11 protein-coding genes are annotated in these 16,397 nt (G+C 73.3%); 10 read left to right on the forward strand and 1 reads right to left on the reverse strand.

What is annotated here, in order from left to right:
• The first annotated feature begins 18 nt into the window (after nt 1–18).
• The gene (gene fcl / locus KT882_RS19175) at nt 19–1,098 is read left to right on the forward strand and encodes a GDP-L-fucose synthase (RefSeq protein ID WP_161075643.1); all 1,080 of its coding nucleotides are present in this window, start codon (nt 19–21) and stop codon (nt 1,096–1,098) included.
• 17 nt (nt 1,099–1,115) lie between these two features.
• On the opposite strand, the gene KT882_RS19180 is transcribed toward fcl, so the two are convergent.
• Entirely contained in the window at nt 1,116–3,362 is a 2,247-nt protein-coding gene (locus KT882_RS19180; protein WP_228893057.1) for a glycosyltransferase family 4 protein, read from the reverse strand.
• Between the two features lie 229 nt (nt 3,363–3,591).
• Here KT882_RS19180 and KT882_RS19185 point away from each other — a divergent pair, with 229 nt between their 5' ends.
• The 9 genes from KT882_RS19185 to KT882_RS19225 are packed head-to-tail and all read left to right on the forward strand — an operon-like array spanning nt 3,592 to nt 16,394.
• Nucleotides 3,592–4,710, forward strand: a complete 1,119-nt coding sequence (locus tag KT882_RS19185) for a polysaccharide biosynthesis/export family protein (protein WP_228893058.1) — start codon at nt 3,592–3,594, stop codon at nt 4,708–4,710.
• Between the two features lie 8 nt (nt 4,711–4,718).
• On the forward strand, nt 4,719–6,959 hold the full coding sequence (locus KT882_RS19190) for a GNVR domain-containing protein (protein ID WP_228893059.1): 2,241 nt from the start codon (nt 4,719–4,721) through the stop codon (nt 6,957–6,959).
• Nucleotides 6,960–6,991: 32 nt separating this feature from the next.
• Nucleotides 6,992–8,134: a GNAT family N-acetyltransferase gene (locus KT882_RS19195; RefSeq protein WP_161075647.1), complete on the forward strand. Its 1,143-nt coding sequence runs from the start codon at nt 6,992–6,994 to the stop codon at nt 8,132–8,134.
• Nucleotides 8,134–9,765, forward strand: a complete 1,632-nt coding sequence (locus KT882_RS19200; protein ID WP_161075649.1) for an FAD-dependent oxidoreductase — start codon at nt 8,134–8,136, stop codon at nt 9,763–9,765. The genes KT882_RS19195 and KT882_RS19200 overlap by 1 nt, the downstream gene beginning before the upstream one ends.
• Before the next feature lie 29 nt (nt 9,766–9,794).
• Nucleotides 9,795–10,907, forward strand: a complete 1,113-nt coding sequence (gene gmd, locus KT882_RS19205; protein ID WP_161075648.1) for a GDP-mannose 4,6-dehydratase — start codon at nt 9,795–9,797, stop codon at nt 10,905–10,907.
• Nucleotides 10,908–10,909: 2 nt separating this feature from the next.
• A complete protein-coding gene (locus tag KT882_RS19210) occupies nt 10,910–12,211 on the forward strand; it encodes a lipopolysaccharide biosynthesis protein (protein WP_228893060.1) in 1,302 nt (433 codons plus the stop codon).
• Nucleotides 12,195–13,124: a glycosyltransferase family 2 protein gene (locus tag KT882_RS19215; protein ID WP_228893061.1), complete on the forward strand. Its 930-nt coding sequence runs from the start codon at nt 12,195–12,197 to the stop codon at nt 13,122–13,124. Before KT882_RS19210 ends, KT882_RS19215 begins: the two co-directional genes overlap by 17 nt.
• A complete protein-coding gene (locus tag KT882_RS19220; RefSeq protein ID WP_228893062.1) occupies nt 13,105–14,388 on the forward strand; it encodes an O-antigen ligase family protein in 1,284 nt (427 codons plus the stop codon). Before KT882_RS19215 ends, KT882_RS19220 begins: the two co-directional genes overlap by 20 nt.
• A complete protein-coding gene (locus KT882_RS19225) occupies nt 14,385–16,394 on the forward strand; it encodes an acyltransferase family protein (RefSeq protein ID WP_228893063.1) in 2,010 nt (669 codons plus the stop codon). Before KT882_RS19220 ends, KT882_RS19225 begins: the two co-directional genes overlap by 4 nt.
• Nucleotides 16,395–16,397 lie beyond the last annotated feature (3 nt).

Here is a 16,397-nt window from a genome sequence, read left to right on the forward strand (position 1 = left end):
ATTTTTCAGGAGGAAGCCATGGGTAACGAACTGAACAAGCGCATCTACGTCGCCGGCCACAACGGCATGGTGGGGGCGGCCATCGTGCGCGCGCTGCGGCGGCGCGGCTACAGCAACATCATCACGCGCAGCCACGCGCGGCTGGACCTGACCGACCAGGCCCAGGTACGCAGCTTTTTCCAGGCCGAGGCCATCGACGAGATCTACCTGGCCGCCGCCACCGTGGGCGGCATCCACGCCAACAACACCTACCCGGCCGAGTTCATCTACTCCAACCTGGTGATCCAGTCCAACGTCATCCACGAGGCCTGGCGCCACGGCATCAACAAGCTGCTGTTCCTCGGCTCGTCCTGCATCTATCCGCGCCTGAATGCGCAGCCGATCAGCGAATCGTCGCTGATGAGCGGCGCCCTGGAGCCCACCAACGAGCCCTACGCCATCGCCAAGATTGCCGGCATCAAGATGTGCGAGAGCTACAACCGCCAGTACGGCACCACCTTCCGCAGCGTGATGCCGACCAATCTGTACGGACCGGGCGACAACTACCACCCGGAGAACAGCCACGTGATCCCGGCCATGCTGCGCCGCTTCCACGCCGCCAAGATCAGCGGCCAGAAGGAAGTGACGATCTGGGGCACCGGCAACGCCCGGCGCGAGTTCCTGTTCGTCGACGACATGGCGCAAGCCTGCCTGCACGTGATGCAACTCGGCTGCAAGACCTACCAGAACGCCACCTCGCAGCAGCAGTCGCACATCAACGTGGGCACCGGCAGCGACATCACGATAGCCGAACTGGCCATGACCATCGCCGCCGTGGTCGGCTACCAGGGCAAGATGCGCTTCGATCCCAGCCAGCCCGAGGGCACGCCGCAAAAGCTGCTCGACGTGAGCAAGCTGGCGGCGCTGGGCTGGCGCGCCCAGGTCGGGCTGGAGGCGGGCCTGCAGGAGACCTACCACAGCTATTGCCGGGCCGACGCCGAGGGCGACCGCCACGCGCGCGCGCGCGGCCTGGACGCGCTGTCCCAGCAACTGCGGCGCTCCTTCAGCGGCCAGGCGCTGCACTACCACGCCTACCAGGACATGAGCGCGCCGACCTGAGCGCGCCGCGCCGCCGCTCAGTGCTGCGCCAGCGCCGCCTCGATGCCCTGGCACAGGCGGCGCGCCATATTCTCCACCGTGTACCGGCCGCCGCTCGCGCGCGCGGCCTCACTCAGGGCCGCCAGCTGCGCCGGATTGCGCAGCACCGCCACCGCCGCCGCCGCGTAGCTGTCCAGGTCGTTGGGCGTCATGATGCCGTTGCGGCCCGATTCCAGATAGGCGATCTCGGGCGAATGCAGGCCGCAGTCGGTGGTCAGCATCGGCTTGCCGCTGGCGAAGGAATCCAGGATGCCCAGGCCCACCAGGCCGGGATTGAGCATCACGTCGGCCAGCCGCAGCGCCACGCATTTGTCGCGCCCGCTGAGCGGCCCGAGGAAGTGGATCCAGCGGTCGGACGCGGCGGCCGCCTGCAGCGCGGCCTGATCCGGGCCGGCGCCGACGATGAGCAGCTCGAAGCCGGGCAGCGCGGCGCGCACGCGGCGCGCCGCCGCCAGCAGGAAATCGAGCCGCTTTTCATGGTACAGCGACCCCAGGTACAGTCCCACCGGCCCGCCCCCCAGGCCCAGCCGGGCGCGCCAGCGCGCCAGCTCGAGTTCGCCGATATCGGCGCACAGCGCCATCATCTCGGTCGTGTCGGCGGCGTTCTCGACCACCGTGGTGCGCTCGCGCGGGAAGCCGGCCGCCTCGATCAGCCTGGCGCTCATGTCGGTGTAGGCGAACCACCAGTCGGCGCGCCCCACGGTCCAGCGCTTGAAGCGCTCCTTCCAGCCGCCCGGCCGCTCCGACTGCAGGTTGGCGCCATGGCCCCAGAACGCCAGCCGGCTGGGGCGGGCGACCAGCATCAGCCACAGGTTGTACAGGATTTTGTTCTCGTGCATGACCACCACCATGTCGGCCGCGCGCGCCTGGCGCCCGTAGGGCTGCCAGCAGACCCGGTAGCGCAGCGCATAGTGGGTCGGGATAGGCACCGCCCACGGCAAGCTGGCCTCGTTGCGCTTCATCTGCTCGGCCGGCGTGCCCTGCCCGACCAGCAGCGTGAGCGCGATGCCGCGCTCGGCCAGCAGCGCGCGCAGCTGCTGGTACAGCCCGATCCGGTAGTTGAGCAGCTGGCGCTCGACGATCACCACCGACGGCCAGGAACGGTAGCGCCCGTCGGTCTGCGCGGCGGCGTTGCCGGCCACCGCGTTGCGGCAGGCGCTGGCCAGGCCGGCGCCTGCCCGCTCGAAGGTGTAGTCCGCCACCAGCGCGCGGCTGCGCTCGGAACAGCGCACCCAGTGCGCCTCGTCCTGCAGCAGGGCCTGGGCGCGGTCGGCCCAGCGCTGCACGTCGAGTCCGCACACATAGCCGTTCTCGCCGTCGCGCACCAGTTCGTGCGCGGCGCCGGCGTGCGGCGAGGCCAGCACCGGCATGCCGGCCGCGCAGGCCTCGTTGACCACCACGCCCCACGGGTCCCAGCGGCTGGGGAACAGGAACACGCGCGCGGCGCGGTACATGCCGGGCAGCTCGGCCTGCGACAGGAAGCCGGCGAAGTGGGCCTCGACCAGGCCGGGATAGAGGGCGGCGGCGGCGCGCACCTGGGCGTCCAGCGTGCCCGAGCCGACGAACAGCATGCGCACCGGGCGCCGCAGCCGGCGCGCCAGTTCCAGCGCCACGGCCAGCGCGAACAGCGGATCCTTGACCGCCTCCATGCGGCCGCAAAACATCAGGTCGTAGGGCCGCAGCGCCGCCGGCGCCGGGCCGCCGTAGGCCGCGTTGTCGACGCACAGGCAGGACAGGAAGCGGCGCTGCGCGGGCAGGCGGTAGGCGTCGAACAGCGCCAGGCCGCCGGCGCTGGCCGCCACGTGGCCGTGCGAGCGCGCGAACACGAAGCGCCGCACCAGCCGGTGCAGCGCGCTGAGCGTGCGCTCGGAGTCGGCCGTGCCGTCGGTCATGGTGACATGCGGGATGCCGCGCCGGCGCGCGTAAACAAAGGCGAACAGGTGGGTGGGATTGAAGCCGTCGGTGACCACCACATCCGGCCGCCAGCCGGCCAGCGCCTGGAACACGTCGGGATTGCAATGGATGTAGCGCTCGCGGTATTTGAACACGCGCGGGCGCAGGATGGCCAGCTCGCAGCGCGGCGGCGGATAGTCCCACAGGCGGTTGTCCTCCTGTTCGGCGCAGGCGATCACGCGCACAGTCACGCCGGGCTGCGCGGCGAGCGCGGAAAACACCGGCGTGCGGTACGGGGCCAGGATATTGGTGACGATGGCGATTCTCAGCATGGGAGTCCTCATGGCGGGGGGGAAATGGGGCCGGTGGCCGGCACTTCATTGAACCCGTTCGGCGCGCGCCGGTGTTGACTACCGTCACTTCCGCAGCGGGGCGGCGCCCCACCCCACTGCCGTCAAGCGCCGGCGTGACCGCTATCAAAAGCCGCCCGCCAAGCCGACCCTACACTGCAGTCAGATGCCGCGCCACGGAGCCGGCACGCCACTTTGCCGAGGAGTCCCTATGCCTACTTCCCCCCCGCTGCGGCGCGCGCCGCGCTGGCCCTGGCCGCTGGCCGGCCTGCTGTGCACAGCCTGCACCGCCAGCCTGCCCAATATGCAGGGCGTGCAGCACGCGCCGGCCGGCGCCACCGCCGTCGCGCCCATCCCGATCACCCAGCAGTTGCTGGCCGAGCAGGAGGCCGCGCGCCGCCGCCAGCTGCAGGACCTGAGCGTGTTCGCCGGTCCCGCCGCGCCCTACGCCATCGGCCCGGGCGACCTGCTGTCCATCACGGTGTGGGGCCACCCCGAACTGGCGGCGGCCCAGCTGGCCACGCCGGGACCGCAGCTGAGTCCCGGCGAGCAGGCCGCCGCCAGCACCGTGCCGGGCTTCCTGGTGGGGCCGGACGGCCGCCTGCAGTTTCCCTTTGCCGGCGCGCTGCAGGTGGGCGGCCTGAACGAACAGCAGGCCGGCGACCTGCTGGCGGCCAAGCTGGCGCGCGTGCTCAACCAGCCGTCGGTGACGCTGCGCGTGCTGGCCTTCCGCAGCCAGCGCATCTACATCGACGGCGAAGTCAAGGCGCCCGGCCTGCAGCCGCTGGACAACCAGCCCATGCACCTGGTCGAGGCGCTCAACCGCGCCGGCGGCATGCTGCCCAGCGCCGACCAGAGCCGCATCAGCATCGTGCGCGGCGGCGCCAGCTACCGGGTCGACCTGCCGGCCCTGATACGGCACGGCGGCGATCCCACCGCCATCGTGCTGCGGCACGGCGACCTGGTGCGGGTGGCCTCGGGCGAGGAAGGCAAGGTCTTCCTGACCGGCGAAGTGACCACACCCAAGGCGGTGGCCATGCACAGCGGGCGCCTGACATTGAACGAGGCGCTGGGCGAGGCCGGCGGCGTGAGCCCGGTCAGCGGCGACGCGCGCCAGATCTACGTGGTGCGGCGCGTGGGCGACGAGTCGCAGGTGTTCCGCCTCGATGCGCGCGAGCCCGGCGCGCTGGCCATCGCCGAGCACTTCGAACTGAGCGCGCGCGACACGGTGTTTGTCGCGCCCAACGGCCTGACCAGCTGGAACCGCACGCTGAGCCTGCTGATCCCGGGCTCGCTGCCGGCCGCGGTCGGCACCGGCACCGGACGCTAGGAGACCGCATGCGCCCCCACGACCCCAAGCTGCCGGCGCTGGCGCCCTACCACGCAGCGCCGCTGCAGCCGGCCCCGCCGCCGCCGCGCCACGAGGCCGAGGTGGAGCTGTCCGCCTACGCGCGCCTGCTGGCCGAGAGCCGCTGGCACATCCTGGGCATCACGCTGGCCTGCCTGCTGGCCGGCCTGCTCTACCTGGCGCTGGCGCAGCCGGTCTACGAGGCCAGCCTGCTGGTGCACGTGGAGGAGGACAAGCCGAACAACGCCAAGAGCATGATAGGCGAGATCTCCTCGCTGTTCGAGGTGAAGGCGGCGGCCATCTCGGAGATGGAGCTGATCAAGTCGCGCATGGTGATCGGCAAGTCGGTCGACCGGCTCGGCCTGTACATCGACGCGCGGCCCGAGTACCTGCCGCTGGTCGGGCGCCTGATCGCCGCCCAGCGCAGCGGCCTGTCCGAACCCGGCCTGTTCGGCCATGGCGGCTATGTCTGGGGCGCCGAGAAGATCAGCGTCGACGAGCTGTATGCGCCCGAGCCGCTGCAGGACGCCGAATTCGTGCTCACCGTGCTCGACGGCGGCCAGTTCCTGCTGACCCAGCGCGCGTATGGCCTGGCCATGCGCGGCCAGGTCGGCCCGCGGCAGGTGTTCAGCCTGCCGCAAGGCCGGCTGACGGTGCGCGTGGCGGCCATCGAGGCGCGCCCCGGCGCGCGCTTCCGCCTGCGCTACCTGCCCAAGCTGGCCGCCATCGAGCGGGTGCAGAAGGCCATGACGGTGGCCGAGATCGGCAAGCAGTCCGGGCTGATCGGCGTCACGCTGGAGGGCGGCGACCCGCAGCAGGTGTTCCTGGTGCTCAGCGAGATCGGCCGCGAGTATGTGCACCAGAACGTGACCCGCAAGCTGGAGGAGGCCGAGAAGTCGCTGAACTTCCTCGACAAGCAGCTGCCCGACATCCAGCAGCGCCTGGAGCGCTCCGAGGCCGAGTACTACCGCTACCGCAACAGCCGCGGCACCATCGACCTGGGCGAGGAAGCCAAGATCAGCCTGCAGCAGGCCGCCGCCGCCCGCGCCAAGCGCCTGGAACTGCAGCAAAAACGCCAGGACATGCTGGTCGGCTTCACCGCCAGCCACCCGCTGGTGCAAGCGCTGGAGCAGCAGCTGGCCGCCACCAACGCCGAGATCGCGCGCGCCGACAGCCATGTGCGCGGCCTGCCGCTGATGGAGCGCGAACTGCTGCGCCTGAACCGCGAGATGAAGCTGAACAGCGACCTGTACGGCACGCTGCTGAACTCGGCGCAGCAGCTGCGCCTGGTCAAGGCGGGCAAGGTCAGCAACGTGCGCCTGGTGGACCAGCCCATGCTGCCGAAAAACCCGGCGCGCCCCGAGCGCGGCAAGGTGATCGGCCTGGCGCTGGCGGCCGGGCTGGCCATCGGCCTCGGCTACGCCTGCCTGCGCCGCCTGCTGCACCAGGGCATAGACACGCCGGCCCAGCTCGAGCGCCTGCTGGGCCAGCGCGTGGTGTACGCCAGCGTGCCGCACAGCATGGCCGAGCAGGAGCTGGACCGGCACGGCGTGGCGCGCCTGCTGGCCTGCGCCGCGCCGGCCGACCCCGCCATCGAGAACCTGCGCGGCCTGCGCACCGCGCTGCACAGCGTGCAGCCGCATCTGCGCAACAGCATCGTGCAGATCAGCGCGCCGCACGCCGGCCTGGGCCAGTCCTTCATCACCGCCAACCTGGCCGCCCTGCTGGCATTGAGCGGCAAGCGCGTGCTGCTGGTCGACGCCGACCTGCGCGCCGGCCAGCTGCACCGGCGCTTCGGCCGCGAGCGCGCCGGCGGCCTGACCGAGGTGCTGGCCGGCCGCCTGCCGCCGGCGCGCCTGATCGTGCCGGCCGGCCCGGAGCGGCTGGACCTGCTGTGCACCGGCGCGCTGCCGCCCAATCCGGCCGAGTTCCTGCTGCACCCGGGCTTCGCCGAGCTGCTGCAGAACATGGCGCGCGAGTACGACTGGGTGCTGGTCGACACGCCGCCGCTGCTGGCCGTGTCCGACCCCCTGGCCAGCGCCGCGCTGGCCGGCGCGGTGTTCCTGCTGGCCGGCGCCGGCGTGACCACCGAGGCCGACATCAACGAAGCGCTCAAGCGCCTGCAGCAGGGCGGCGCGGCGACGCAAGGCATCGTCTTCAACGACAGCCGGCGGCGCCCGGCCGCCGTGGCGGCGCGCCCGCGCTGGCGCCTGCTGGGCCGGAGCGCCTAGCCCCCTTCCACCGGAACCGCAACAGGAGCCCCATGCAAACTGCCCACCATCCCCCTGCCGCCGGCGCCGCGCCGGCCGCCGCGCCCTTCGGCGCCGCCCGCCACGTCAGCTGCCAGCGCGGCGCGGCCGGCGTCGGCCAGGCGCTGACCCGGCTGTACGGCAATCTGTACGCCTCGCTGCCGCACTTCGCGCTCGACCACGACCTGGACGACTGCCACGCCTACGCGGTGCACCAGGACAGCCGCCTGCGCGTGCTGCTGGTGTTCGTGCTGCGCGGCGGCCGGGTGCAGGTGCTGAACGAAGTGATCGCGCTCGACGGCCCGGAGCTGGACGCCTTCGCCGACTACGTGTTCCGCCACTTCCCTGCCGCGCAGGCGGTCTGCCTGCGCGCGGTGCGGGTGGCGCGCTGGGCCGCGCGCCACCCCTGCCAGCACTACGACTACCTGGAAGACACGGTGATCACGCTGCCGCCCTCGGAGGCCGACTACCACGCCAGCCTGGGCAAGAACGCGCGCCGCAACCTGCGGCGCTACCACAGCGCCCTGCTGCAAGACCATCCGGACGCGGTGTTCGAGCTGGCCGCGCCGGACGACGCCGAGGCCGTGCACGCCATCGTGGCGCTGAACCACGCGCGCATGGCCGGCAAGCACAAGCGCTCGGCGCTGGACGCCGAGGAGGCGCGCCGCATCGCGCTGCTGGCGCGCGAGGGCGCCGTGATCGGCGTGGTGCGGATCGGCGGGCGCATCTGCGCCGGCGGCGTGGCCACCACCAACGGCGGCAACTGCTTCCTGCTGGTGCTGGCGCACGACCCGGCCTACGACGACTACAGCCTGGGCTTCTGGTGCTGCTACCGCACCATCGCCGCCTGCATCGAGCGCGGCGCCCGCGAGTTCCATTTCCTGTGGGGCCGCTACTACTACAAGCGCGCCCTGCTCGGCGAGGAGCGCGCGCTGGACCGAGTGCTGCTGTACCGTTCGGCCTGGGCCGCGCTGCGCCAGGCGCCGCTGGCGCTGGCGGCCTGGCGCCACAGCCTGGGCCGCCGCGCGCTGCTGTGGCTGCACAGCCGCAAGGACGCGCACGGCCCGCTGGCGCGGCGCCTGCTGGCGGCCCAGGCCACGCTGCGGCGCTGGCGCCACGCCTTGCGCCCCCTGCCCACCCCCACCCCGGAGGAATGATGCTGATCGATACCCGCACCCTGGACCAGGACAGCCTGCTCGACACCACCGTCTGCATCATCGGCGGCGGCGTGGCCGGCATCACGCTGGCGCTGGAAATGGAAGCCATGGGCATCCCCGCCTGCCTGCTCGAGAGCGGCGGCCTGGGACCGGACAACGCCAACCGCGACCTGTACCGCGGCGAGGACGTGGGCCTGCCCTACCAGTTCGCCGACGGCTGCCGCAGCCGCTACCTGGGCGGCAGCTCGAACTGCTGGGGCGGCTGGTGCCGGCCGCTCGACCCCTGGGACTTCCAGCGCCGCGACTGGATCCCGCACAGCGGCTGGCCCTTCGGCGCCGACGAGCTGGCGCCCTACTACCGGCGCGCGCAAAGCGTGCTTCAGCTGGGACCGGACAACTTCTCGCCGGCCTACTGGGAGGCGCGCATCGGCCGCCCGGACGTGCGCCGCCTGCCGCTGCCGAGCGGGCGCGTGCGCGACACCTTGTCCCAGTTCAGCCCGCCGGTCCGCTTCGGCAAGGCCTACCGCGCCGACCTGGCGCGCGCGCGCCATGTGCGCGTGTGCCTGCACGCCAACGCCGTCAACCTGGCCACCGACGCCGGCGCGCGCCAGGTGCGCCAGGTGGACGTGGCCACGCTGAGCGGGCGCCGGCTGGCGGTGCGCGCGCGCTGCTACATCCTGGCCTGCGGCGGCATCGAGAACGCGCGCCTGCTGCTGGCATCGAACCGCATCGCCCCGGCCGGCCTGGGCAACGGCGCCGGCGTGGTGGGGCGCTATTTCATGGACCACCCGCGGCTGCAGCGCGCCAGCGTGCAGTTCGCGCCCGGCTGGCAGCGCAACAAGCTGTTCGACATCAAATACCACTACCTGAACCGGGCGGTGGCGGCCGGCGGCGTGCACGTGGCGGCCCAGCTGGCCCTGAGCGAGGAGACGCTGGCGCGCGAGCGCCTGCTCAACGCGCGGGTCTGGTTCAATTCCGAGTTTCCCGGCGAGGGCTCGGCCGCCGCCGCCGCCCTGTACCGCTGCAAGCAGGCCGCGTTGCGCAAGGAGCAGCCGGGCTGGCGCCTGGGCGCCGACCTGGCCACCATGGCGGCCCATCCGATCGACACCCTGGGCTACGGCCTGACCCGGCTGTGCCACCCGCGCGGCCTGGTGCGCCGCGTGCGCCTGCAGGCCATCGTCGAGCCCGAGCCGGACCCGGACAGCCGCGTCACCCTGTCGCCCACCGAGCGCGACGCGCTGGGCCTGCCGCGCGTGCGCGTCGACTGGCGCCTGGGGCCGCGCGTGCAGCGCACCTTCGACCGCACGCTGGCCATCATCGCCGACGAGCTGCGCCTGGGCGGCGTGGCCACGGTGGCGCTGGAGCCGCCGCTCGAGGGCGGCGCGTGGCCGTCCACGCTGGAGCGCGAGGGCACCTGGCACCACATGGGCACCACCCGCATGCACAGCAACCCCGCCTTCGGCGTGGTCGACCGCGACTGCCGCGTGCACGGCATGGCCAATCTCTACCTGGCCGGCAGCTCGGTGTTCCCCACCGCCGGCGCCAACTTCCCCACCATCACGCTGACGGCACTGGCGCTGCGCCTGGCGCGCCATGTGGGCGCCGTGCTGCGCGCCGAGGCCGCCGCCTGACCCTTTTCCCAACCGACCGGAGTTACCGCATGAACCTGTCTTCCCCGCTTCCGCCCCGCCCCGCCGGCCTGACCGCGCTGATCACCGGCGTCACCGGCCAGGACGGCGCCTACCTGGCCGAACTGCTGCTCGAAAAAGGCTACCGGGTGCACGGCCTGCGCCGGCGCAGCTCGCTGCCCAACACCAGCCGCATCGACCACCTGCTGGCCGACGGCGGCCTGACCCTGCACGACGGCGACCTGACCGACGCCAGCTCGCTGCAGCGGGTGGTGGCGGCGCTGCGCCCGGACGAGGTGTACAACCTGGCCGCCCAGAGCGACGTGGCGGTCTCGTTCGCCGAGGCCGAGTACACCGCCAACGCCGACGCGCTCGGCCCGCTGCGCCTGCTCGAAGCGCTGCGCACCCAGGGCCTGGCGGCGCACACGCGCTACTACCAGGCCTCGACCTCGGAGCTGTTCGGCCAGGTGCGCCAGGTGCCGCAGAGCGAGCGCACGCCGTTCGCGCCGCGCAGCCCCTACGCGGCGGCCAAGCTGTACGCCTACTGGATCACGGTCAACTACCGCGAAGCCTACGGCATGTACGCCTGCAACGGCATCCTGTTCAACCACGAGTCGCCGCGCCGCGGCGAGCAATTCGTCACCCGCAAGATCACGCTGGGCCTGGCGCGCGCGGCCTGCGGCCTGCAAAGCGGGATCGCGCTGGGCAACCTGGACGCGCTGCGCGACTGGGGCCATGCGCGCGAATACGTGCAGATGCAGTGGCTGATGCTGCAGCAGGCGCGCGCCGAGGACTATGTGATCGCCAGCGGCGAGCAGCACAGCGTGCGCGCCTTCGTCGACGCGGCCGCCGCCACCTTGGGCATCGTGCTCGAGTGGCGCGGCGCCGGCGTGCACGAGACGGCCACGGTGCGGGCGGTGGCGCCCGGCCACGGCGCGACGCACTGCCGCCCGGGCCAGGTGCTGGTGCGGGTCGACCCGGCGCTGTACCGGCCGACCGAGGTCGAGACGCTGCTGGGCGACGCCGGCAAGGCGCACCGCGAACTGGGCTGGGCGCCGCGCGTGGGCTTCCAGCAGCTGGTGGCCGAGATGATGCAGGCCGACCTGGCCGCGGTGCGCGCCGGCGCCGCCGGCCGCGGCAGCTAGTGGTGGCCAGCGTCACGCCGGCGCGGCGCCCCGCGCGCCGCCTGGACGCGCAGCGCCAGGCGCTGCGCCGGCTGGGCGGCCCGCTGCTGCTCAGCTTTGCCAACCAGGGCCTGAGCAGCGGCAGCAATTTCCTGCTCGGGGTCTACCTGGCGCGCACCATGACGCTGGGCCAGTTCGGCGTGTACGGCGCCTGCTACGCGCTGTGCATGCTGTATGTCGGGGTCGGCAACGCGCTGGTGCTGACCCAGATGAACGTGACCCTGCCCGGCTGCGCGCCGGCCGCGCGCGCGCCCTACGCGGCGCGCATGCTGTGCGCGGTGCTGCTGCTGGGCGCGCTGATGCTGCTGCTGGCCGGCGCCGCCGCGCTGGCGCTGCCGTGGCTGCCGCCCGGGGCGCAGGCGCTGATGGCCCCGCTGCCGCTGGTGGCGCTGGCCGGCGCCCTGTTCCTGGCCGCCGAGTTCTTCAGCGCCTACGCCTATCTGCTGCGGCGCGAGCGCCTGGCGCTGGCCCTGAACGCGGTCGCCGTGCTGGTGCTGGCCGGCGGCCTGCTGGCGCGGGCCGGCGCCGGCCTGGCGCCCAGCACCGAGGCGGTGCTGGGGCTGTACGCGCTGGGCAACGCGGCCGGCTGCGCGCTGGTCTACGCCTGCGCGCCGCTGCCGCTGCGCCAGAGCCGCGCCGCGCTGGCGGCCGAGTTCCGCGCCGCCTGGGGCCACGGGCGCTGGGCGCTGGGCGGGGTGGGCGTGACGTGGCTGCAGACGCAAAGCTACACCTACGCCCTGGCCGTGCTGCTGGGGCCGTCCGGCGCCGGCCTGGCCAACCTGGCGCGCCTGTTCATCGCCCCGGCCTCCTTCCTGTTGCCGGCGGTGCAGAAGATCGCCATCCCGCGCCTGGCGGCGCTGCGCGTGCAGGCGCCGCAGCGCATGCGCGCCCTGTCCATGCAGCTGAGCGCGGCGCTGGCCGCGCTGGCCCTGCTCTACAGCCTGCTGCTGCTGGCCTGCTTCGACCGGGTCGCGCCGCTGCTGGCCGGACGCGCCGTGCCCGGCCTGGCGCCGCTGGCGGCCCTGTGGTGCGCCATCCTGCTGTTCCAGGTGGCGCGCAGCGGCGGCTCGCTGCTGCTGCAGCTGCAGCACCGCTTCCGCGCGCTGACCCTGCTCGGCGTGCCGAGCGCGGCCGTCACCGTGCTGGCCACCGCGCTGCTGACGGCGCTGTGCGGCCAGAGCGGCGCCCTGCTCGGCCTGCTGGCCGGCGAAATCACCTTGTCCATCCTGATCTGGAAGGAGCTGCGCCATGCCCCCCATCCCTGACGCGCCGGCCGCGATCGACGTCTGCATCGCCACGTTCCGCCGCCCCGGCCTGCTGGCCGCGCTGCTGGCGGCGCTGCCGGCCCAGGCCTGGCCCGGCCTGGCGCTGCGCATCATCGTGGTCGACAACGACGCGCGCGCCAGCGCCTATCCGGCCGCGGCCGCGTTCCGCCTGAGCCACACGCTGCCCCTGGTCTACCAGACCGAGCCGGAGCAGAACATCGCGCTGGCGCGCAACCGCGCGCTGGCGCTGGCGACCGCGCCCTGCATCGTCTTCATCGACGACGACGAGACCCCGGCGCCGGGCTGGCTGCGCGCGCTGTACCACTGCCTGCACGCGCACCGCGCCGACGCCGTGTTCGGCCCGGTGCACAGCGTGCTGCCGGCGCGCGCCCCGGCCTGGTGCCGGGCCAGCTTCCGCAAGCCCGTCCTGCCCACCGGCGCCCTCCTGCCCTACGGCGGGGCCGGCAATGTGATGCTGCACCGCCGCGTGCTCGACGGCGGCGGGCCCTACTTCGACCCCGCCTTCGGCCTGACCGGCGGCGAGGACACCGACTGGTTCTACCGCCTGCACCTGGCCGGGCGGCGCCTGGTGTGGTGCGCCGAGGCCGAAGCCAGCGAGCCGGTGCCGCCGGCCCGGCTGCGCCTGGGCTGGGCGCTGCGGCGCGCCTTCCGCGGCGGCCAGACCTATTACCGGGTGGTGGTGCGGCGCTACGCCCCGCTGCGCGGCGCGCTGTGGTTTGCCGTCAAGCTGCTGCAGCTGCTGGGCGCGGCGCTGGCGCTGCCGCTGCTGCTGTGCCTGCATCGCGGCGCGGCGGCCGCGCTGGCGCTGCGCGCGGCCGGGGCCGGCGGCCAGCTGGCGCGCTGCCTGGCGCGGCGCGACCTGGAGGAATACCGTGCACCCCGCCCGCGCTGACGCCGCGCCCGGCGCGCGCCGCCTGATGGCCCTGCCCTTCCTGGCCTTCATGGCCAGTTCCGGCCTGCCCATCGCCTACAGCCTGGCGCCGACCCGGCCCATGCTGGTGGCCGACGTGGCGGAGATGACGGCGGCGGCCGCCGCCAGCTCCAACATGCTCAGCTCGCTGGCCAACTTGCTGCTGCTGGCCACGCTGTACGGCACGGCCGGCGCGCTGCTGCTGCGCTATCCGCGCAGCGCGGCGCTGCTGCTGCGCCGCCACTGGCAGCAGCCTGCCCTGCTGCTGCTGCTGCTGGCCGGGGTGCTGTGGAGCGCCTACCCGGCCAAGGTGGCCATGAACTTCGTGCACGGCACCGGCGTGACGCTGATCGCGCTGGCCGCCGCGCTGCATTACCGCGACCAGCCCTGGCGCCTGGTGCCGCAGCTGGCCGGGGTGCTGGGCCTGAACATGGCGCTGCAGCTGGCCGCCGTCGCCGTCCTGCCGGGCTACGCCATCGACTGGCAGCAGCGCTGGCAAGGCCTGACCTCCCACCCCAACACCCTGGGGGCGCTGGCCCTGACCACCTTCTGGGCCAACGCCTGCGTGCTGGTGTGCCTGCCGCAGGCGCGGCGGCGCCGCTGGCATTTGCTGTTCTGCCTGCTGGGCGCCGCCGCCGCGCTGGGCGCCGACAGCGTCACCTCCAAGCTGTGCTCGGCCGTGTCGCTGCTGCTGCTGCTGCTGCTGCGCGCCTGGCAGCGGCGCGCGGCCGGGCCGCGCCTCTACCTGGGGGCGGTGCTGCTGGCCGTGCTGGGCGGCGGCCTGTACCAGCTGCTCAAGAGCGCGCTGCCGCTCGACTGGCTGTACGACATGCTGGGCCGGGACAGCAAGCTCACCGGGCGCGCCGAGGTGTGGCAGGACGCCTACCGCGCCATCGGCGCCAAGCCCTGGCTGGGCTGGAGCTTCGACGACCATGCCGAGCTGATCAGCACAGCCGGCATGCCGTATTCCAGCTACCACAACGGCGCGCTGGACCTCGCCGTCAACGGCGGCATCGCCGCGCTGGCGCTGTTCGCCCTGCTGCTGGCCGGCTGGGCGCGCAGCTATCTGCACCCGGACCGCCAGGCCCGCGCGCTGGCCCCGTGCAGCGTGGCCTTCACCCTGGCCTACCTGATGCACAACCAGAGCGAGGCCTCGTTCTTCGCCCCGCGCGGCCAGATGTGGGTGATCTTCCTGACCTTGCTGCTGCTGGGCGCCTGCCCGCGCAGCGCGCCGGAGCGGCCATGAACGCGGCGCCGCCCTACCGCGCCGACATCGACGGCCTGCGCGCCGTGGCCGTGCTGGCGGTGCTGGCCTTCCACGCCGCGCCGGCCCTGCTGCCCGGCGGCTTCGCCGGGGTCGACCTGTTCTTCGTCATCTCCGGCTTCCTGATCACCGGCGTGCTGGCCGACGCGCTGGCCCAGGACCGCTTCAGCCTGGCCGCCTTCTACCAGCGCCGCATCACGCGCCTGCTGCCGGCCTACGGCGTGGTGTCGCTGGCGGTGCTGGCGGCCGCCAGCTACCTGCTGATCCCCAACGACTACCTGTTCTACACCACCTCGCTGGCCGCCTCCTGGGCCTTCGCCGCCAATCTGTTCTTTTCGCTCAGCAGCTGGGGCTACTTCGGCCAGCGCAGCGAGGAGTTCCCGCTGCTGCACACCTGGTCGCTGGCGGTGGAGGAGCAGTTCTACTTCCTGTTCCCGCTGCTGCTGTTGCTGCTGCACCGCGCCGCGCCGCGCCGCACTCCGGCCGCGCTGGCGGCGCTGGCCGTAGCCGCGCTGGCCTGGTCCGAGTGGCACACCGGGCCGGTGGCCAGCTACTTCCTGCTCAGCTGCCGCGCCCACGAGCTGCTGATGGGCGCGCTGGCGGCCTACGCGGTGCGCTGGCGGCGCCCGGCCGGCCCGGCCCCGGCGGCCCGGCTGGCGGCGGCCGGCGCCGTGCTGGCGCTGGGCGCGCTGGCCCTGCTGCGGCGCGAACTGCCCTACCCGGGACTGAACACGCTGGCGCCGTGCCTGGGCGCGGCGCTGCTGCTGTACGCCGGCAGCCGTTCCAACCCGCTCAGCGCGCTGCTCGGCCTGCCCTGGCTGGCCGCCGTGGGACGCATGTCCTACTCGCTCTACCTGTGGCACTGGCCGGTGCTGTCGCTGCTGCGCTACCGCTACGGGGCGCTGGACGCGCACGCCACCGCCGCCGCGCTATTGCTGGTCTTCGTGCTGGCCTGGCTGACCTGGCGCTACGTCGAGCAGCCGCTGCACCGGCGCGGCGCGCCGGGACTGCGCGCCGCCGCGGCGCGCTACTACGCCGGGCCGGCCGCCGCCTTCCTGGCGCTGGGGCTGTACTCCTACAGCAGCGAAGGCGTGCCGGGACGCTTCGACCCGGCCGCGCGCGAGCTGCTGGCCAGCTACTCCTTCGAGCGCGACCTGGCCGGCGCCTGCGCCATCAAGTCCGGCGCCTACCAGGGCGTCACGCTGGACTACCTGGTGCAGCGCTGCGTGGCCGGCGACCCGCGCGCGCCGGGCGCGTCGCTGCTGCTGTTCGGCGACTCGCACGCCAACCACTTCAAGCCCTGGCTGGAACAGCTGGCGCGCGACGGCGGCATGCGGCTGGCCTATTTCGTCGAGGGCGCCTGCTCGGCCATCGACCTCTACCAGGGCGAGCCGGGCGGCCCCACGCCCTGCCAGCGCCGCAACGCCGACCTGCTGGCCATGGCGCCGCACTTCCGCTACGTGGCGCTGGCCAGCCGCTGGCAATACCTGGGCCGCGAACAGGACTTCGCGCGCGCGCTGGACACGGCGCTGGGCAGGATCGAGCGCGCCGGCGCCGTGCCGCTGCTGCTGAAGGACACGCCGACGGTGGCGCCCGACCTGCCGCGCTGCGTGCTGCAGCGCCAGCGCGGCTGGCTGCCGGCGGCGCGCAACTGCAATATGCCGCGCGCCCTGGTCGAGGCCGAACAGGGCTCGATGGACCGCGTCATCGACGCGCTGCGCGCGGCCCATCCCTCGCTGATCGTCATCGATCCCAAGCGCGTCATGTGCGGGCCGGACGAATGCCTGACGGCGATCGGGCGCACCGCGCTGTACAAGGACGACAACCACCTGAACCTGGCGGCCTCGCGCCTGCTCGGCCAGCGCTACCTGGCCCTGGCCGGCAACCCGCTGCGCGCGCGGCCATGGCCGCCGTCATCTGCCCGCGTGAGCACAGTCAAGGCGGGCGCGCGCCAGCTTGGTGAAATAGAGCATATCCCACCACCATGAAGG

This window comes from Pseudoduganella aquatica (assembly GCF_020865585.1).
GTDB lineage: Bacteria > Pseudomonadota > Gammaproteobacteria > Burkholderiales > Burkholderiaceae_D > Rugamonas > Rugamonas aquatica_A.